Here is an 18,207-nt window from a genome sequence, read left to right as displayed (position 1 = left end):
AGATCTGGACTGCGACTTAAATGAAGCCAGCACCGGTTACTGTTTCCGCTTTTCACTCTACATGAGCGCCTACAGCTTCGTGGCCCTGGCCAAGGCTGGTCGCGAAATGATGAAAGGCCGCAACGGCAGCCTGCTGACCCTGTCGTACCTGGGTGCCGAACGCACCATGCCGAACTACAACGTGATGGGCATGGCCAAGGCTTCCCTGGAAGCAGGCGTGCGTTACCTGGCCGGCTCCCTGGGCCCGGACGGTACCCGCGTAAACTGCGTATCGGCTGGCCCGATCCGCACCCTGGCAGCTTCGGGCATCAAGAACTTCCGCAAGATGCTGGCCGCCAACGAAGCACAAACCCCGCTGCGTCGTAACGTCACCATCGACGAAGTCGGCAACGCCGGCGCGTTCCTGTGCTCGGACCTGGCGTCCGGCATCAGCGGCGAAATCATGTACGTGGACGGCGGCTTCAACACCACCGCCATGGGCAACATCGAAGAGTAATCTTCGCGCGGCACGAAAAAACCGCCACGATCGGCTAATACCGATCCCGGCGGTTTTTTTGTGCCTTGGGCCTACCTCTTGGCGATCGCCGCCGATGCCGCCAGCATCGCCCGCAGCAACACCGCACAACCCGCCGCCAGATCCTCTGGCGTGGCGTTTTCGATTTCGTTGTGACTGATGCCGCCCTCGCACGGCACGAAAATCATCCCGGCCGGGCCCAGTTCGGCGAGGAAGATCGCGTCATGCCCCGCGCCACTGACAATATCCATATGGGACAGGCCCAAGCCCTGGGCCGCGCCGCGTACGGCCTCGACACAGCCTTGGTCGAAGTACAACGGAGGGAAATCGGCGGTCGGCGTCAGCTCATACGTCAGGCCGTGCTCCTGGCAGGTGCTGTCGATCACCTCGCGCACCTCGGCAATCATCGAGTCCAGGCGCGCCGGCTGCAGGTGCCGGAAGTCCAGGGTCATGCGCACCTCGCCGGGGATCACGTTGCGCGATCCCGGATAGGCTTGCAGGCAACCGACGGTGCCACAGGCGTGGGGCTGATGACCGAGGGCCGCGCGATTGACCGCTCCGACTATCACGGCGGCCCCCACCAGGGCGTCCTTGCGCAGGTGCATCGGCGTTGGCCCGGCGTGGGCCTCGACACCGCGCAGCTTGAGGTCGAACCATTTCTGCCCCAGCGCCCCCATCACCACACCGATGGTCTTGCGCTCGTCCTCCAGGATCGGCCCTTGCTCGATGTGCGCTTCAAAGTAAGCCCCCACCGCATGCCCGCTGACCTGGCGCGGTCCGGCATAACCGATCGCGTTGAGTGCTTCACCGACCGTCACCCCCTCGGCATCGACCTTGGCCAGGGTTTCTTCCAGGGTGAACTTTTCGGCAAACACCCCGGAACCCATCATGCACGGGGCAAATCGCGAGCCTTCCTCGTTGGTCCAGACCACCACCTCCAGTGGCGCCTCGGTCTCCACCCCCAGGTCGTTGAGCGTGCGCAGCACTTCGACCCCGGCCAGCACGCCAAAACAGCCGTCGAACTTGCCGCCGGTGGGTTGGGTGTCGATGTGGCTGCCGGTCATCACCGGTGGCAGGTCCGGGTTGCGCCCGGGGCGACGGGCAAAAATGTTGCCGACGGCATCGATGCTCACGCTGCACCCAGCGTCCTCGCACCAGCGCACAAAGATGTCCCGGGCCTGACGGTCAAGGTCGGTCAGGGCCAGGCGACAGACACCGCCCTTGACCGTGGCGCCGAGCCTGGCCAGCTCCATGAGCGACTGCCACAGGCGGTCACGATTGATGTGCTGATGGTTCGATTGCAGAACGTCTACGGCCGCGTTCATGGGGATCTCCTCAGGCTGTTATTGTTTTGTCAGGTACCAGGCACATGCTCCGCTCTGTGGGAGCGGGCTTGCCCGCGATGAGGCCTGCAGTCATACCGCCGATTTCGCAATGGAAGCGTCCGGCCGCATCGTGCACAACCCGTAGTAAATCAGGCCTCCCAGGGCCGAACCGGTGAACCAGCCGTAGCTGTAGAACCAACTGAACGCATCGCTGCCCAGGGACAACAGGGTCAGCACCACCGGTACGCCGAACGCGATGAAACCGAACCAGTTCCACGCCGGGTACACGTCATCGCGGTACAGCCCCGCCAGGTCCAGTTGCTGTTTCTTGATCAGGAAATAGTCCACCACCATGATCCCGGCGATCGGTCCAAGCAAGCTCGAATAACCCAGCAGCCAGTTGGAATACACCGATTCCAGGCTGATCTCGGAGACAATCCAGCCCAGTTTTTTCAGCAGTTCATGGCCCATCAGGGCCAGGCCCACCAGCCCTGTGAGCATCACCGCCATGGTCCGGTTGATCAGCTTGGGCGCCAGGTTCTGGAAGTCATTGGTCGGCGACACAATGTTCGCCGCGGTGTTGGTGGACAAGGTGGCAATGATGATCAAGGCCATGGCCAGCGCGACCCAGAGCGGGCTCTGGATGTGGCCGATGAGGGTCACCGGATCGGACACTGTCACCCCCACCAGTTTTTCCGAGGCGGCGGTCAGCACCACGCCCAGGGCGGCGAACAGGAACATGGTCAGCGGCAGGCCGATGATCTGCCCGACGATCTGGTCCTTCTGGCTTTTTGCGTAGCGGCTGAAATCCGGAATGTTCAACGACAGGGTGGCCCAGAAGCCGACCATGGCGGTCAAACCGGCGAAAAAGTAACTCCAGACGCTGGCGCCTTCCGGCCGTTTGGGTGGCTGCGCCATCAACTCGGTCAGGGAAACGTTCGGCATGGCCCACACCAGCAGCCCCAGCCCCACCAGCACCAACAGCGGCGCCGATAGGGTCTCCAGCCATTTGATCGACTCGGCCCCACGCAGCACCACCCACAGGTTCAGGGCCCAGAACACCATGAAGCCAATAACCTCGCCGGTGCCGCCGAGGGATTTCCAGCCCTCGAAGATCGAGCCCAGAAACAGATGGATTGCCAGCCCGCCGAACATGGTCTGGATACCGAACCAGCCACAAGCGACCAGGGCGCGGATCAGGCAGGGGACGTTGGAGCCGATCACCCCGAAGGAGGACCGCAGCAATACCGGGAACGGAATACCGTACTTGGTCCCGGCAAAGGCATTGAGGGTCAGCGGAATCAGGACGATGACGTTGGCCAGCAGGATCGCCAGCAGTGCTTCGCCGACGCTCAGGCCGAAGTAGGCTGTCAGCACCCCGCCCAGGGTATAGGTCGGTACGCAGATCGACATGCCGACCCACAGCGCGGTGATGTGCCATTTGTTCCAGGTGCGCTCATGCACCTTGGTCGGGGCAATGTCGTGGTTGTACCTGGGACTGTCGAGGACGTCACTGCCGGCGTCCAGTTCGTACAACCCGTCGCGCTCGGTGACCTGGGATCTGTTCTGTTGCATGGCCGCTCCACTGTTCTTTTGATTATTTTGCTCATCGGGCTGGCCAACGGAGTAACCGCGAGCCAAACGATGGCCGGAGAACTGACAACTTTTACCTTCCGACCAAGGCGTCAGCGGCGGCAATCAATAAGCGTGCCGCGAAGCGTGCCGCGGACGCTGCCAGGCTTCGGTGCGGATCAGTAAAATCCATGTAAACAACTGATATCTTTTCGTTTTTGTTTCAAAACCAGCCTGCCTGCGACAACTGACCTGCACACTCAGGCTAAATGCCAGGCAAGTTGTCCAACCCGTCAGGACTCATTCTGGTGCGTTATATTTATAGATGAATTTTTCCTTCGCCACAGGCTGACCTCAAATAGCTGATTTCACATGACAAATCTCGACCATATTGGGTTCCTGTCAAGTGCGTCAAAATGGTGAACGGTCGCACCAATATGCGGAATATCAGTTTTATCTGTTTATATTCAATGACTTAAAATAGTTATAAGCATATAAAAAATATTCTTGCTCATTCGCCTAACTCCAGCTAGCGTTTAATCCTGACAGCGCTGACAGGAATACAACTTCCTTAGCCTGCTACATATAAAACACTTAGAACCGGCACAAGCCGGTCTTGCCTGCGAGGAACTCGGAATGTCTCTGTTGATCCGTGGCGCCACTGTAATTACCCATGATGAAAGTTATCGCGCCGATGTCCTCTGCGCCGACGGTTTGATCAAAGCCATCGGTAACAATCTGGAAATTCCCGCAGGCTGCGAAGTGCTCGATGGCAGCGGCCAGTACCTGATGCCCGGCGGCATCGACCCCCATACCCACATGCAACTGCCCTTCATGGGCACAGTCGCCAGCGAGGACTTCTACAGCGGCACGGCCGCGGGCCTTGCCGGCGGCACCACCTCGATCATCGACTTCGTGATCCCCAACCCCCAGCAATCCCTGCTCGAAGCTTTTCAGCAGTGGCGCGGCTGGGCCGAGAAGTCCGCCGCCGACTACGGCTTTCATGTCGCCATCACCTGGTGGAGCGAGCAGGTCCGCGAGGAAATGGCCGAATTGGTCAGCCAGCACGGGGTCAACAGCTTCAAGCACTTCATGGCCTACAAGAACGCCATCATGGCGGCCGACGACACCCTGGTCGCCAGTTTCGAACGCTGCCTGGAACTCGGCGCCGTGCCCACCGTACATGCGGAAAACGGCGAACTGGTCTATCACCTGCAACGCAAGTTGATGGCCCAGGGCATGACCGGGCCGGAAGCACACCCTCTGTCGCGGCCGTCACAGGTTGAGGGTGAGGCGGCAAGCCGGGCGATCCGCATCGCCGAAACCCTCGGCACGCCGCTGTACCTGGTGCACGTCTCGACCAAGGAAGCCCTGGACGAAATCACCTACGCCCGCAGCAAGGGGCAGCCGGTCTACGGTGAGGTGCTGGCCGGGCACCTGCTGCTGGATGACAGCGTCTACCAGCACCCGGACTGGCACACCGCCGCCGGTTACGTGATGAGCCCGCCCTTCCGTCCCCGCGGCCACCAAGAGGCACTCTGGCACGGCCTGCAATCGGGCAACCTGCACACCACCGCCACCGATCACTGCTGTTTCTGCGCCGATCAGAAAGCCGCCGGTCGCGACGACTTCAGCAAGATTCCCAATGGCACGGCCGGCATCGAAGACCGCATGGCGGTGCTCTGGGATGAAGGGGTCAACAGCGGGCGCCTGTCGATGCAGGAATTCGTCGCGCTGACCTCCACCAACACCGCGAAGATCTTCAACCTCTACCCGCGCAAGGGCGCGATCCGCGTAGGCGCCGATGCCGACCTGGTGCTGTGGGATCCACAGGGCACTCGCACGATCTCGGCCAAGACCCATCACCAGCAAGTCGACTTCAACATCTTCGAAGGCAAGACCGTGCGCGGCATTCCCAGCCATACCATCAGCCAGGGCCGGCTGGTCTGGGCCGATGGCGACCTGCGGGCCGAACGGGGTGCCGGGCGCTACATCGAACGCCCAGCCTACCCGGCGGTGTTCGACCTGTTGAGCAAGCGCGCCGAACTGCACAAGCCGGTGGCGGTGAAACGCTGAGATCCGGGCCCACACAGGCCATACAAAAACCAATGCCCGCCAGAGGCAAACCCTCAAATAACCGTGAGGCCTAGACCGTGATCAATTCCCTGAACCACTTGCCCCATCCCCTTGAGGATGGCGCTACCCTCGCCGGCCACTTCAGCGACCTGGCCCCGCCCCTCACTGCGCGCCAGGCCGAAGTCGAAGCCTCGCGCTGCCTGTATTGCTACGACGCGCCCTGCGTCAACGCCTGCCCCAGCGAGATCGACATTCCCTCCTTCATCCGTAACATCCACCAGGACAACGTCCAGGGCGCCGCGCAGAAAATCCTCTCGGCGAACATTCTCGGCGGCAGCTGTGCCCGGGTCTGTCCGACGGAAATCCTCTGCCAGCACGCCTGCGTGCGCAACAACGCCGAGGAATGCGCGCCGGTGTTGATCGGCCTACTGCAACGCTATGCCATCGACAACGCGCACTTTCGCGAGCATCCGTTCCAGCGCGCCGCCGCCACCGGCAAGCGCATTGCCGTGGTCGGCGCCGGCCCCGCCGGGTTGTCCTGCGCGCACCGCAGTGCCATGCACGGCCATGAAGTGGTGATCTTCGAAGCCCGGGAAAAAGCCGGTGGACTCAATGAATACGGGATCGCCAAGTACAAGCTGGTGGATGACTTCGCCCAGCACGAACTGGATTTCCTCCTGCAAATCGGCGGCATCGAAATCCGCCACGGGCACAAGCTCGGCGACAACCTGAGCCTCAGCGACCTGCACCAACAGTTCGACGCAGTGTTCCTCGGGCTCGGCCTGGCCGCCAGCAAACAACTGGGCCTGCCCCACGAGGACGCGCCGGGCCTGCTGGCCGCCACCGACTACATCCGCGAACTGCGCCAGAGCGATGACCTCAGCCAACTGCCCCTGGCCGAGCATTGCATCGTCCTCGGCGCAGGCAACACAGCCATCGACATGGCCGTGCAAATGGCTCGCCTGGGGGCCCGTGACGTCAACCTGGTGTACCGCCGGGGTCTGGAGGAGATGGGCGCGACCGACCACGAGCAAGACATCGCCAAGGCCAATCAGGTGCGGCTGATGACCTGGGCCCAACCCGAGGAAGTCTTGCTCGACGCCAAAGGCCAGGTGCGCGGCATGCGCTTCGCCCGCACCCGCCTGGATGAGGGGCGGTTGGTCAACACCGGCGAGACCTTCGAACTGGCCGCCGATGCGATCTTCAAGGCCATCGGCCAAAGCTTCGACGAGCACGCCCTGAGCGATCCGCTGGCCTGCCAACTGCAGCGCCAGGGCGGGCGAATCCAGGTGGACGAGCAGATGCGCACCAGCATTCCCGGGGTCTATGCCGGCGGCGATTGCACCAGCCTCGACCAGGACCTGACCGTGCAAGCGGTGCAGCACGGCAAGCTCGCCGCGCAAGCCATGCATGCCCAACTCATGCTCAACGTGGAGGCTGCGTAATGGCCGATCTCTCGATTGTCTTCGCCGGCATCAAGGCCCCCAACCCGTTCTGGTTGGCCTCCGCACCGCCCACAGATAAGGCCTACAACGTGGTCCGGGCCTTCGAGGCCGGCTGGGGCGGCGTGGTCTGGAAAACCCTGGGCGAGGACCCGGCGGCGGTCAACGTCTCGTCCCGCTATTCCGCGCACTTTGGCGCCAACCGTGAAGTCATGGGCATCAACAACATCGAGCTGATCACCGACCGCTCGCTGGAGATCAACCTGCGGGAAATCACCCAGGTCAAGAAAGACTGGCCAGATCGCGCCCTGATCGTCTCGCTGATGGTGCCCTGCGTCGAAGAGTCGTGGAAACACATCCTGCCGCTGGTGGAAGCCACCGGCGCCGACGGCATCGAGCTGAACTTCGGCTGCCCCCACGGCATGCCGGAGCGCGGCATGGGCGCGGCAGTGGGCCAGGTGCCGGAATACGTCGAGCAAGTCACCCGCTGGTGCAAGACCTATTGCTCGTTGCCGGTGATCGTCAAGCTCACGCCGAACATCACCGACATCCGTGTCGCCGCTCGTGCGGCCCATCGTGGCGGGGCCGATGCGGTGTCTCTGATCAATACCATCAACTCAATCACCAGCGTCGACCTCGACCGCATGGTCGCCCTGCCCATGGTTGGCACCCAGAGTACCCACGGCGGTTACTGCGGCTCGGCAGTCAAGCCGATTGCCTTGAACATGGTCGCCGAAATCGCCCGCGACCCGCAGACCCAGGGCCTGCCGATCTGTGGTATCGGTGGCATCGGCAGTTGGCGCGACGCCGCCGAATTCCTGGCCCTGGGCAGCGGCGCAGTGCAAGTGTGCACCGCAGCGATGCTGCATGGTTTTCGGATCGTCGAGGACATGAAGGACGGCCTGTCGCGCTGGATGGACAGCCAAGGTTACGCCAGCGTGCAGGACTTCGCCGGGCGCGCGGTGGGCAACACCACCGACTGGAAGTACCTGGACATCAACTACCAAGTGATCGCCCGGATCGACCAGCAAGCCTGCATCGGTTGCGGACGCTGCCACATCGCCTGCGAAGACACCTCGCACCAGGCCGTGGCCAGCCTCAAGCAGGCCGACGGCAGCCACAAGTACCAGGTGATCGACGACGAATGCGTGGGCTGCAACCTGTGCCAGATCACCTGCCCGGTGCAGGACTGCATCGAGATGGTGGCGGTCGATAACGGCAAACCCTTCCTCGACTGGAACCACGATCCGAGGAACCCGTATCACGTTGCCGGGTGAGATCAGCGGGGGGTTATCGCCCCCGCGACCTAGCAGATCTGCTAGCTAGACAACACTGAAGAAGTATCACAGGCTCAGACAAGCCCAACCAGCCACAGAGCCCCCTGCCCATGGCGCCTTCATCATTGAAGATACTGTCCCGGTATCAATACGACCCACTGGACCGTCTCATGGGCGTGGGACTCCTGGAACGCGCGAGCACACAGCGCTTCTATCAGGAGAACTATCTGGTGACCGAGCTGGACGGCCAGGGGCAACGATCGATCATTCGCCATGCAGCCCAGCCGTTGGCACAGCGACAAAGCATGGCCGGTGTCAGCGAAACAACGCTATTGGTAACCGATCGAGCACATTCCCTGCTGCAAACCTTGACCGACAACAACCCGCAGCAACTGGCCTACACGGCCTACGGACACCATCCGGCCGAAAGCGCTTTAAGCCATTTACTAGCGTTCAACGGTGAGTGTCCGGACTCAATAACCGGGCACTATTTGTTGGGACAGGGTAAACGTGCTTATAACCCTGTATTGATGCGATTTAACAGCCCGGACGACTTGAGTCCTTTTGGTGAAGGGGGGATTAATTCGTATGCTTATTGCGGAAATGACCCAATCAACTTTCACGATTCCACCGGTAATATGCCTCTGCATGTATTGCCGAACATTAGTCAGCGCGGGACGGTAATCGTCAAAAACCCAAATTACAGGGTACAAAAAACCGCAGGTTCCATAGCTCGGCCTAGCCTTGCAACGAATAATCCAATACTAGATAAAATACTGGATATACCGATCAGGAACAGCATCTCTCGGCTACAGAGTGAGGAGTTTACACACGAACTTCCTGTCACAAAAACCAATACACATAAAGAAAAAGCGCAATACTCCAAAGGTGGCATTTGGCGCAGGAAGCTTACCCGTAGCGCACAAAAATATGACAACTACAAACAAGCAAACACGCCGGGCTTTCAAACACGGGCCACTAAACACCAACAAAAAAGATGGGAAAAACTGACCCGTAAAATATCAGAACTTACTAGTCAAAGCGGGCCAACCCGCACACTCTGGAAATCTAACGCCGAACTTCGACTTACCGAGAAGCAAATAAAACAGCACAGCGTCGATACTTTTGAACAACAGGCTAGCGCCCAACAAATCAGGCAATAACTTATCCGTGCGCTACGGTTACTACGCATCACAACCTCAGCGCACAGCTCAAGGCTCCAACCCAATCCCCCGCAAGATCACACTCGTCACCGTCTGCACTGCCCGCTCGAACTGCATGTCCGACAGCGGATGGTGCTCGTTGAGAATGTTCACTTGGTGGTCGAAGTCGGCGTAGTGCTGGGTCGAGGCCCAGATCATGTACAGCAGGCTGGAAGGCTCGACCGGGAGGATGCGTTGGTCGTCGACCCACTGGCGGATTTTGGCTTCTTTCATCTTGGCCCAGTCGTACAGGCTGGCGTCCAGTGCCTGGCCCAGGGTCGGTGCGCCGTGGATGATTTCATTGGCCCAGACTTTCGAGCCATAGGGCCGGCTGCGCGAATGGTTCATCTTGGCGCGAATGTAGCTGCTCAGGACCACCCGCGGATCGTCGAACATCTCGAAGCACAGCGCGTCCTGCTTCCACACTTCCAGCAAGTCGAAGAGCACCGCGCTGTAGAGTTCGGTCTTGGTGCTGAAGTAGTAATGCAGGTTGGAGCGTGGCAGTTGCACTTCCCTGGCGATGTCCGCCATCGCGGTGCTGCCAAAGCCTTTTTCGGCGAAGACTTTTTCCGCGGCCAGGAGGATTTTCTCGACGTTGCTGCGACGGATCTCGATCTTGTGATTGCCCATGGGGGCTCCCTGTCAGCGGCATTGTCCAAGACTAGCATTGGCGACACACGAAACGAAACGTGTACGCCGAGGGCCGCCAATGATTACCGCTCAACCCAGCAACTGGCTCAACACCGCGCGCAACTTGCCGGGTTTCACCGGTTTGTTCAGCAGCGGCGCATCGAGTTTCTGCAAGGATTGCCGGCATTGGTCAGTGCGGTCGGCGGTGATGATCACTGCCGGGATCACCTGCTGGAAATGCTCGCGCAAATGCCGCACCACCTCACAGCCCACTACCCCGTGGTCCAGGTGATAGTCCGCCAGAATCAGCTCCGGAGCCTGGCCCATCAAGTTACTCAGCGCCGAGCTTTCATCGGTGGCCGTGACCACTTCGCAGCCCCACTGCCCGAGCAACGCGCTCATGCTCTGCAGGATGCTCACTTCGTTGTCCAGCACCAGCAACCGTCGTCCCGGCAGCGGATTGCCGGTGCCCGCCTGGGGCACCGCGAGGCTGATGGGCAGAGGGATGTCGTCGGAAATCGGCACATCGATGCTGAACATCGAACCGCGTCCTGGCAAGGAATGCACCTGGACCCGGTAATCGAGGATCTTGGCGATCCGTTCGACGATCGCCAGCCCAAGGCCGACGCCCTTGCGGTCGGCCGCGCGGCCGACATCCAGTTGATTGAATTCGAGGAAGATCGATTCCAGGCGATCTGCCGCAATCCCACGCCCGGTATCCCAGACCTCCAGGCGCAACAGTGCGCCCCGCCGGCGAGCGGCCAGCAGGATGCTGCCCTGCTCGGTGTAGCGGCAGGCGTTGCTGAGGAAGTTGCGCAGGATGCGGGTCATCAGTCGCAGGTCGGTACGGATCCCGAAGTCACCCATGCGCACCCGCAAATTCAGCCCGGCGGCTTCAGCCACCGACTGGAACTCCGAGACCAGCGGGCCGAGCAATTCGTCGAGCCGATACAGGGCGACGTCGGGTTTTACCGCTGCCTGATCCAGGCGCGAGATATCCAGCAAGTCAGTGAGCAAATCCTCGGCCCCTTCCAGGGCCTGGTGAGTGCGCTCCACCAACACCTGCTCGACCTCGGGCAGATGCCGCTCGCGCAGGGTCGAAACCAGCAGCCGCGCGGCGTTTAGCGGTTGCAGCAGGTCGTGACTGGCCGCGGCCAGGTACTTGTCCTTGCTGTGGTTGGCGGCCTGGGCGGCGTCCCGGGCATCACGCAGGGCTTGCTCGATCTGCTCGCGCTCGGCGATCTGCTGTTGCAGGTTGCGGTTGGCCTCGAGCAATTCGTCGGTGCGTGCGGTGACCCGTTGCTCCAGTTGGTCATTGAGCTGTTGCAGGCGCTCCTGGGCCAGCTTGCGTTCGGTGATGTCGGCGACAAACCCTTCCACCAAGCCCTCCTGATCGGGCTTGAGCAACAGGTTCATCAGCACGTCCAGTGCGCTGCCGTCCTTGCGCCGCAGTTGGGTTTCGTAGCCCAGCAGGCTGCGCTCGCGCTGCAGGATCTCGCGGATCTGCTCCAGCTCGCGGGCGCCGCCGACAAACAGCGTGTCGGCCAGGTCCGTCAGGGAGAACAGGACATCCTGCGGGTCTGTGTAGCCGAGCATCCGCGCCAACGCCGGGTTGGCCGCACGCATGCCTTCCAGCAAGCTGGCCTGGAACACACCGTGCACGGCGTTTTCAAACAGCCACTTGTAGCGATTGCGCTCGGCTTCCAGCTCTTGCAGGCGCGCCGCCAGTTCCGGGTAATGACTCTTGCGGGCCGAGTGGTTGCCTAGCCCCAGCAGCCCGGCCAGCGCCTGTTGCTGCTGCTCAGAGGGCTTCGCCATAGACGACCTCGACATCCCGCTGACTGGACTCGCGCGGATTGGTGAGGATGCACGGGTCATCCATCGCGTGTTGCGAGAGAAACGGGATGTCCGCCGTACTGACCCCATGCAGGCCCAGGGTTTCGTGGAAACCGATGGCGTGCTTGAGCGCGATCAGGTGCTCCACCAGGCGCCCGCAGATCTGCCGGTGATTGAGGCCACGGCAGTCGATGCCAAAGGTCTCGGCGATCACCTTGAAGCGCTCCGGCGCCGAGCTGTAGTTGAACGCCACCACGTGCTCCACCAGCACCGCGTTGCACAGCCCGTGCGGCAGGTCGAGAAAGCCGCCGAGGCTGTGGGACATGGCATGCACCGCGCCGAGGATCGCATTGGAGAACGCCAGCCCGGCCTGCATGCTGCCGAGCATGATTTTTTCCCGCAGGGCGATATCCGCCGGGTTGGCGATCATCTGCACCAGGTTGCCGTTGATCAGCCGCATCGCTTCCAGGGCGTGGGGGTCGGTCAGCGGCCCGTGCCCGGTGGACACGAAGGCTTCGATGGCATGCACCAACGCGTCGATGCCGGTACAGGCCGACAGGAACGGGTCCATGCTCAGGGTGGTTTCCGGGTCGATCAGCGACACGTCAGGCACCACCGCCTTGCTGACGATGGAAAACTTCATGCGCTCCTGCTGGTTGGAAATGATCACGAACTGCGACACGTCCGCCGAGGTGCCGGCAGTGGTCGGGATCAGGATCAGCGGCGGGCTGGGGACACGAATGGTGTCCACGCCTTCGAACTCGAGAATGCTGCGGCCGTGGGCGACCACAATGCCAATGCCTTTGCCGCAGTCCATCGGGCTGCCGCCACCGACCGCGACAATCACGTCGCAGTGATTTTCCCGGTACAGCTCGGCGCCGAGCATGACTTCTTCGACCCGCGGATTGGGCGACACGTCGCTGTAGAGGAAATAATCGATGCCCTGGGCCTGCAGGCTGGCCTCGACATCGGCCACCCAGCCGGCGGCAATCACCCCCGGGTCGCTGACCACCAGTACCTTGCGGGCACCAAAGGTCTTCGCATAGTTGCCGACGTTGTGCCGGCAACCGGCACCGAAGATGATTTCAGGGGAAACGAACTTACGCAGTTGGCTGAGACTCTGGCTCATTGGAAAGCCTGTTTTTTATTGTTTTGAAAGGTAACAGCCACACTAACCGATCCGGTGGTGAATGCAATCAGACCATTGGGTACCCCCAAGCCTGAACCAGACTTGGCTATCTATCCGCGATAAATCAACCGTGAAGCCTTTTCGTTGCGCAGCGTCAGCGCCTCCATGCCCGGCCCGGGTGCCTCGGCTTCTTTCCGGGCCTTGAGGATCACCCCGTGGTGCGCCGACTTGCTGCACACCGGATCAGCGTTGGCGGCGTCGCCGGTGAGCATGAACGCCTGGCAACGACAGCCGCCCAGGTCCTTGTGCTTTTCATCGCAAGAGCGGCACGGCTCCTTCATCCAGGCATCACCGCGAAAGCGGTTGAAGCCGAACGAGTCATTCCAGATGTGCTCGATGCTGTGCTCGCGCACATTGGGGAACGCCACGGGCAACTGCCGGGCGCTGTGACACGGCAGCGCGGTGCCGTCGGGGGTGATGTCGAGAAACAGGTTGGCCCAGCCGTTCATGCAGGTCTTGGGACGCTCCTCGTAGTAGTCCGGGGTGACGAAAATCAGTTTGCACGGATGGCCTTGCGCCTCAAGCCGCTTGCGGTACTCCTGGGTGATCGCTTCGGCGCGCTGCAACTGGTCGCGGGTCGGCAGCAGGCCCACCCGGTTGAGTTCGGCCCAGCCGTAGAACTGACAGGTGGCCAGCTCGACAAAGTCGGCCTCCAGCTCCAGGCACAGCTCGATGATCTGCTCGATGCGGTCGATGTTGTGCCGGTGCGTGACAAAATTCAGCACCATCGGGTAACCCTGGGCCTTGACTGCCCGGGCCATCGCCAACTTTTGCGCGAAGGCTTTGCGCGAGCCGGCGAGCATGTTGTTCACCGCTTCGTCGGCCGCCTGGAAGCTGATCTGGATATGGTCCAGCCCGGCCACTTTGAAATCCCGCACTTTGTGTTCGGTCAGGCCAATGCCCGAGGTGATCAGGTTGGTGTAGTAACCCATGTCCCGAGCGGCCTTGATCAACTCGGCGAGGTCCTGGCGCACCAGCGGTTCGCCACCGGAAAAGCCCAGTTGCGCGGCGCCCATGTCGCGGGCCTCGCGGAATACCCGAATCCACTCGGCGGTACTCAGTTCCTCGCCGTGCCGGGCAAAATCCAGCGGGTTGGAGCAATAGGGGCATTGCAACGGGCAGCGATAGGTCAGCTCCGCCAGCAACCACAGCGGTGGACCGGGTGGCGTTTCACTCAATCCAGAATTGCGCATGGGCCACCTCCAGGAACGCCAGGACATCCTCGTCGATCCCCGGCACCCCGGGGAAACTGGCGCTCAGTTGAGTAATGATCGCCGCCACACTGCGTTGGCCGTCCACCAGGCTGAGGATCTGCCCGGCGCTGGTATTGAGCTTGATCATGCCCTCGGGGTACAGCAGCACGTGACAGTCCTGGCGCGGTTCCCATTGCAGGCGAAAACCACGGCGCAGCACGGGTGCCTGTTCGTGTTTGATCAGGTTCACAAGGCGATCCCCCGGTGCCAGACATTGGCGCTGGTCACCGTGTGGTACGGCGGGCGCTCCAGTTCGTAGGCCAGGCTCATGGCATCGAGCATGCTCCACAGCACATCGAGCTTGAATTGCAGGATGTCGAGCATGCGTTGCTGGCCGGCGGCGGTGACGTAATGCGCCAAGGTAATCTGCAGCCCATGCTCGACGTCGCGACGGGCCTGCCCCAGGCGCGTGCGGAAATACTGGTAGCCGGCCGGGTCGATCCAGGGGTAATGCTGGGGCCAGGCGTCCAGGCGCGACTGGTGGATCTGCGGGGCGAACAGCTCGGTCAGCGAACTGCTCGCTGCCTCCTGCCAGCAGGCGCGCCGGGCGAAATTGACGTAGGCATCCACGGCAAACCGCACCCCCGGCAGCACCAACTCCTGGGACAGCACTTGTTCGCGGGTCAGCCCGACGGCTTCGCCGAGGCGCAACCAGGCCTCGATCCCGCCTTCGCTGCCCGGCGCCCCGTCGTGATCGAGCAAGCGTTGCAGCCACTGCCGCCGCACCTCGCGGTCCGGACAATTGGCCAGGATCGCTGCGTCCTTCAGCGGGATGTTCAACTGGTAGTAGAAGCGATTGGCGACCCAGCCCTGGATCTGCCGGCGAGTGGCACGCCCGGCGTACATGGTTTGGTGGAACGGGTGATGGATGTGGTAATAGGCGCCCTTGGCACGTAGGGCGGCTTCGAATTCGCTGGGGGTCATTGGCTGGTGAAACATTGTGCTTCTCCTGGCGGTTCGGTGAGGTCTGGGGGGCATCGCGGGCAAGCCCGCTCCCACAAGGGTCCGAGTCAACCTGCTGGCGAAAGGCCCTACAGTTCGATGTGCATGCCGTCGTAGGCCACTTCGATTCCGCGCCGCTCAAGCTCCGCCCGCTCGGCCGAGTCCGGGTCGAGGATCGGGTTGGTGTTGTTGATGTGAATCAGCACCTTGCGCTGGCGTGGAAAGCCCTCCAGCACCTCAAGCATGCCGCCCGGGCCGCTTTGCGCCAGGTGCCCCATCTCGCGGCCCAGGCTCTGGCCGACTTCGCACAGGCGCATCTCGTCATCGCGCCACAGCGTGCCATCGAGCAACAGGCAATCGGCGCGCTGCATCCAGCCGAGCAATTCGTCGTCGACCTGGCCCAGGCCCGGGGCATAGAACAACGACGCACCGCTGCGCCGGTCCTCGATGAACAGACCGATGGTGTCACCCGGCTGCGGGTTGCCACGATTCGGCGAATACGGTGGTGCGTTGCTGACCAACGGGATGGCCCGGAACTCAAGGTGTGCGCACGCAGCGATGCTGAACGGCGCGCGGTCCAGGCCGATGGGTGACCACTGCAGGCCGCCGTTCCAGTGGGCCAGCATGTCAAACAAGGGAAACCCGCTGCTCAGGTCCTGATGAACCCGTTCGGTGCACCACACGGTGTGCGGACAGCCTTCGCGCAGGCTCAACAGGCCGGTGCAGTGGTCGATCTGGCTGTCCATCAGGATGATTCCGTTAATCGCCGTATCCCGCAGCCGGCGCGCTGGTTGCAGCGCGGGGAAACTTTCCAGCTGCACGCGAATGTCTGGCGAAGCGTTGCACAGCACCCAGTCCACAGCGTTGTCACTCAAGGCAATCGAGGACTGCGTACGCCGTTGCGCACGCAGGCTGCCCGCGCGCACGCCAGCGCACTGGCGGCAATTGCAGTTCCACTGCGGAAAACCGCCACCGGCGGCGGAACCGAGGACACGGATGTGCATGGGCATTGCTCCAGAAGGCAGGCCCGGCCAACGCTATGGCTGGCCGGGTGGACAATCAACGGTTGGCGAAATACATCGTCACTTCGAAGCCAATGCGCAGATCGGTAAACGCGGGTTTAGTCCACATGGGTCATTCCTCTTCTTGTGCCGGGCGATTCCGGTACAGGCATTAATGCACGGGGCTTGAGGTGACCGAATGCTACTTTCGAAGGAGTTGGCGGGGTGATTTGGTAGGGGGGGTGCGATCGTCATGCACGCACAAACGTTGTAGGAGCGAGCTTGCTCGCGAAGGACGTGAAGACAGCGCGTACATACAGACAGAACGCGTCATCGTTGACGTCCATCGCGAGCAAGCTCGCTCCTACAGGGTGGTTGTCGTTAGTGCGAAGTTAGAAGAACCCCAGCGGATTGATGTCGTAGCTCACCAGCAGGTTCTTGGTCTGCTGGTAGTGGTCGAGCATCATCTTGTGGTTTTCCCGGCCGACCCCGGACTTCTTGTAGCCACCGAACGCGGCATGGGCCGGGTACAGGTGGTAACAGTTGGTCCACACGCGGCCAGCCTTGATCGCCCGGCCCATACGGTAGGCGCGGTTGATGTCGCGGGTCCACAGGCCGGCACCGAGACCGAACTCACTGTCGTTGGCAATCGCCAGGGCCTCGGCTTCGTCCTTGAAGGTGGTGACACCGACTACCGGGCCGAAGATTTCCTCCTGGAACACGCGCATCTTGTTGTGACCCTTGAGCAGGGTCGGCTGGATGTAATAGCCGCTGGACAGATCGCCCTCCAGACGCTCGGCCGCACCGCCAGCAAGCAGTTCGGCGCCCTCCTCCTGGGCAATCTGCAGGTACGAGAGGATCTTGTCGTATTGCTGCTCGGAAGCCTGGGCGCCGACCATGGTTTCGGTATCCAGCGGGTTGCCGCGCTTGATCTTGACGATCTTCTTCATCACCTGGGCCATGAACGGCTCGTAGATCGACTCCTGCACCAGCGCCCGGGACGGGCAGGTACAAACTTCGCCCTGGTTGAAGAACGCCAGCACCAGGCCTTCAGCGGCCTTCTCGATGAACGCAGGCTCGGCATTCATGATGTCTTCGAAGAAGATGTTCGGCGACTTGCCACCCAGCTCCACCGTGCTCGGAATAATGTTCTCGGCGGCGCAATGCATGATGTGCGCGCCCACCGGGGTCGAGCCGGTGAAGGCAATCTTGGCGATGCGCTTGCTGGTGGCCAGGGCTTCACCGGCTTCGCGACCAAAACCCTGGACGATGTTCAGCACGCCGGCGGGCAGCAGGTCGGCGATCAGTTCGGCGAAGACCATGATCGACAGCGGCGTCTGCTCGGCTGGCTTGAGCACGATGCAGTTACCGGCCGCCAGCGCCGGGGCGAGTTTCCAGGCGGCCATCAGCAGCGGGAAGTTCCACGGGATGATCTGCCCGACCACGCCCAGGGGTTCGTGGAAGTGGTAGGCGGTGGTCAGCTCGTTGATTTCTGCGGCACCGCCTTCCTGGGCGCGGATGCAACCGGCGAAGTAGCGGAAATGGTCGGCGGCCAGCGGTACGTCGGCGTTGAGCGTCTCGCGCACGGCCTTGCCGTTGTCCCAGGTTTCGGTGACCGCGAGGATTTCCAGGTTCTGCTCGATGCGGTCAGCAATTTTCAGCAGCACCAGGGAGCGATCCTGGGCCGACGTCTTGCCCCAGGCATCTGCCGCTGCATGGGCGGCATCCAGGGCGCGGTCGATGTCGGCGGCGCTGGAGCGCGGGAACTCGGCGATCACCTCGCCGGTGACCGGCGAGGTGTTGGTGAAGTACTGGCCATTGATCGGCGCAACAAATTCGCCGCCGATGAAATTGCCATAGCGCGGCTTGAAGGAAACAACAGCGCCTGGGGTACCGGGTTGTGCGTAGATCATGCTGGGCCTCTGTCTTGGTCAATGCCTGTCGGGCA

16 protein-coding genes are annotated in these 18,207 nt (G+C 61.8%); 5 read left to right on the top strand and 11 right to left on the bottom strand.

Going from position 1 to position 18,207, the window contains the following annotated elements:
- A partial coding sequence (locus ACIOVD_RS15495; protein WP_401128843.1) for an enoyl-ACP reductase occupies nucleotides 1-496 on the top strand: 496 nt, incomplete at its 5' end.
- Nucleotides 497-567: 71 nt separating this feature from the next.
- On the opposite strand, the gene ACIOVD_RS15490 is transcribed toward ACIOVD_RS15495, so the two are convergent.
- Entirely contained in the window at nucleotides 568-1,839 is a 1,272-nt protein-coding gene (locus ACIOVD_RS15490) for a Zn-dependent hydrolase (protein ID WP_095168845.1), read from the bottom strand.
- Nucleotides 1,840-1,929: 90 nt separating this feature from the next.
- Nucleotides 1,930-3,414 carry an NCS1 family nucleobase:cation symporter-1 gene (locus tag ACIOVD_RS15485; RefSeq protein ID WP_159995771.1) on the bottom strand — a complete coding sequence of 495 codons (1,485 nt, stop codon included), beginning with the start codon at nucleotides 3,412-3,414 and terminating at the stop codon, nucleotides 1,930-1,932.
- A 633-nt stretch (nucleotides 3,415-4,047) separates the two neighbouring features.
- Here ACIOVD_RS15485 and hydA point away from each other — a divergent pair.
- The 4 genes from hydA (at nucleotide 4,048) to ACIOVD_RS15465 (ending at nucleotide 9,369) form a co-directional block, all read left to right on the top strand.
- A complete protein-coding gene (gene hydA, locus ACIOVD_RS15480) occupies nucleotides 4,048-5,487 on the top strand; it encodes a dihydropyrimidinase (protein WP_401128839.1) in 1,440 nt (479 codons plus the stop codon).
- Nucleotides 5,488-5,564: 77 nt separating this feature from the next.
- Nucleotides 5,565-6,932 carry an NAD(P)-dependent oxidoreductase gene (locus ACIOVD_RS15475; protein WP_401128836.1) on the top strand — a complete coding sequence of 456 codons (1,368 nt, stop codon included), beginning with the start codon at nucleotides 5,565-5,567 and terminating at the stop codon, nucleotides 6,930-6,932.
- Nucleotides 6,932-8,206: an NAD-dependent dihydropyrimidine dehydrogenase subunit PreA gene (gene preA, locus ACIOVD_RS15470; protein WP_095168849.1), complete on the top strand. Its 1,275-nt coding sequence runs from the start codon at nucleotides 6,932-6,934 to the stop codon at nucleotides 8,204-8,206. Before ACIOVD_RS15475 ends, preA begins: the two co-directional genes overlap by 1 nt.
- Nucleotides 8,207-8,436: 230 nt before the next feature.
- Nucleotides 8,437-9,369, top strand: a complete 933-nt coding sequence (locus ACIOVD_RS15465; protein ID WP_401128833.1) for an RHS repeat-associated core domain-containing protein — start codon at nucleotides 8,437-8,439, stop codon at nucleotides 9,367-9,369.
- Between the two features lie 48 nt (nucleotides 9,370-9,417).
- Here the strand turns inward: ACIOVD_RS15465 and ACIOVD_RS15460 are convergent, their stop codons facing one another.
- The 9 genes from ACIOVD_RS15460 to ACIOVD_RS15420 form a co-directional block, all read right to left on the bottom strand.
- Nucleotides 9,418-10,038, bottom strand: coding sequence for a TetR/AcrR family transcriptional regulator (locus ACIOVD_RS15460; RefSeq protein WP_401128830.1), 621 nt, complete (start codon nucleotides 10,036-10,038; stop codon nucleotides 9,418-9,420).
- Nucleotides 10,039-10,128: 90 nt separating this feature from the next.
- On the bottom strand, nucleotides 10,129-11,856 hold the full coding sequence (locus ACIOVD_RS15455; RefSeq protein WP_095168853.1) for a NahK/ErcS family hybrid sensor histidine kinase/response regulator: 1,728 nt from the start codon (nucleotides 11,854-11,856) through the stop codon (nucleotides 10,129-10,131).
- Nucleotides 11,840-13,003, bottom strand: coding sequence for an alcohol dehydrogenase-like regulatory protein ErcA (gene ercA / locus ACIOVD_RS15450; RefSeq protein WP_095168854.1), 1,164 nt, complete (start codon nucleotides 13,001-13,003; stop codon nucleotides 11,840-11,842). Before ercA ends, ACIOVD_RS15455 begins: the two co-directional genes overlap by 17 nt.
- A gap of 110 nt (nucleotides 13,004-13,113) precedes the next feature.
- On the bottom strand, nucleotides 13,114-14,256 hold the full coding sequence (gene pqqE / locus ACIOVD_RS15445; protein WP_401128826.1) for a pyrroloquinoline quinone biosynthesis protein PqqE: 1,143 nt from the start codon (nucleotides 14,254-14,256) through the stop codon (nucleotides 13,114-13,116).
- On the bottom strand, nucleotides 14,234-14,506 hold the full coding sequence (gene pqqD / locus ACIOVD_RS15440; protein WP_095168856.1) for a pyrroloquinoline quinone biosynthesis peptide chaperone PqqD: 273 nt from the start codon (nucleotides 14,504-14,506) through the stop codon (nucleotides 14,234-14,236). The genes pqqE and pqqD overlap by 23 nt, the downstream gene beginning before the upstream one ends.
- Nucleotides 14,503-15,255 carry a pyrroloquinoline-quinone synthase PqqC gene (gene pqqC, locus ACIOVD_RS15435; RefSeq protein ID WP_401128822.1) on the bottom strand — a complete coding sequence of 251 codons (753 nt, stop codon included), beginning with the start codon at nucleotides 15,253-15,255 and terminating at the stop codon, nucleotides 14,503-14,505. Before pqqC ends, pqqD begins: the two co-directional genes overlap by 4 nt.
- 92 nt (nucleotides 15,256-15,347) lie before the next feature.
- Nucleotides 15,348-16,262: a pyrroloquinoline quinone biosynthesis protein PqqB gene (gene pqqB, locus ACIOVD_RS15430; RefSeq protein ID WP_401128819.1), complete on the bottom strand. Its 915-nt coding sequence runs from the start codon at nucleotides 16,260-16,262 to the stop codon at nucleotides 15,348-15,350.
- Nucleotides 16,263-16,317: 55 nt separating this feature from the next.
- The gene (gene pqqA, locus ACIOVD_RS15425; RefSeq protein ID WP_003253598.1) at nucleotides 16,318-16,389 is read right to left on the bottom strand and encodes a pyrroloquinoline quinone precursor peptide PqqA; all 72 of its coding nucleotides are present in this window, start codon (nucleotides 16,387-16,389) and stop codon (nucleotides 16,318-16,320) included.
- Nucleotides 16,390-16,651: 262 nt separating this feature from the next.
- Entirely contained in the window at nucleotides 16,652-18,172 is a 1,521-nt protein-coding gene (locus ACIOVD_RS15420) for an aldehyde dehydrogenase family protein (RefSeq protein WP_095168859.1), read from the bottom strand.
- Nucleotides 18,173-18,207: the final 35 nt, after the last annotated feature.

This window comes from Pseudomonas sp. NPDC087626, from assembly GCF_044743405.1.
Lineage (GTDB): Bacteria > Pseudomonadota > Gammaproteobacteria > Pseudomonadales > Pseudomonadaceae > Aquipseudomonas.
This window is presented reverse-complemented; position numbering and strand designations above follow the sequence as displayed.

Excerpts from the sequence above, each read along its gene's own strand:
- ACIOVD_RS15490 (WP_095168845.1), bottom strand. The coding sequence starts at position 1,839 with ATGAACGCGGCCGTAGACGTTCTGCAATCGAACCATCAGCACATCAAT.
- ACIOVD_RS15455 (WP_095168853.1), bottom strand. The coding sequence starts at position 11,856 with ATGGCGAAGCCCTCTGAGCAGCAGCAACAGGCGCTGGCCGGGCTGCTG.
- ACIOVD_RS15460 (WP_401128830.1), bottom strand. The coding sequence starts at position 10,038 with ATGGGCAATCACAAGATCGAGATCCGTCGCAGCAACGTCGAGAAAATC.
- ACIOVD_RS15420 (WP_095168859.1), bottom strand. The coding sequence starts at position 18,172 with ATGATCTACGCACAACCCGGTACCCCAGGCGCTGTTGTTTCCTTCAAG.
- pqqC (WP_401128822.1), bottom strand. The coding sequence starts at position 15,255 with ATGTTTCACCAGCCAATGACCCCCAGCGAATTCGAAGCCGCCCTACGT.
- pqqB (WP_401128819.1), bottom strand. The coding sequence starts at position 16,262 with ATGCACATCCGTGTCCTCGGTTCCGCCGCCGGTGGCGGTTTTCCGCAG.
- ACIOVD_RS15485 (WP_159995771.1), bottom strand. The coding sequence starts at position 3,414 with ATGCAACAGAACAGATCCCAGGTCACCGAGCGCGACGGGTTGTACGAA.
- ercA (WP_095168854.1), bottom strand. The coding sequence starts at position 13,003 with ATGAGCCAGAGTCTCAGCCAACTGCGTAAGTTCGTTTCCCCTGAAATC.
- pqqE (WP_401128826.1), bottom strand. The coding sequence starts at position 14,256 with ATGCGCAATTCTGGATTGAGTGAAACGCCACCCGGTCCACCGCTGTGG.
- hydA (WP_401128839.1), top strand. The coding sequence starts at position 4,048 with ATGTCTCTGTTGATCCGTGGCGCCACTGTAATTACCCATGATGAAAGT.
- preA (WP_095168849.1), top strand. The coding sequence starts at position 6,932 with ATGGCCGATCTCTCGATTGTCTTCGCCGGCATCAAGGCCCCCAACCCG.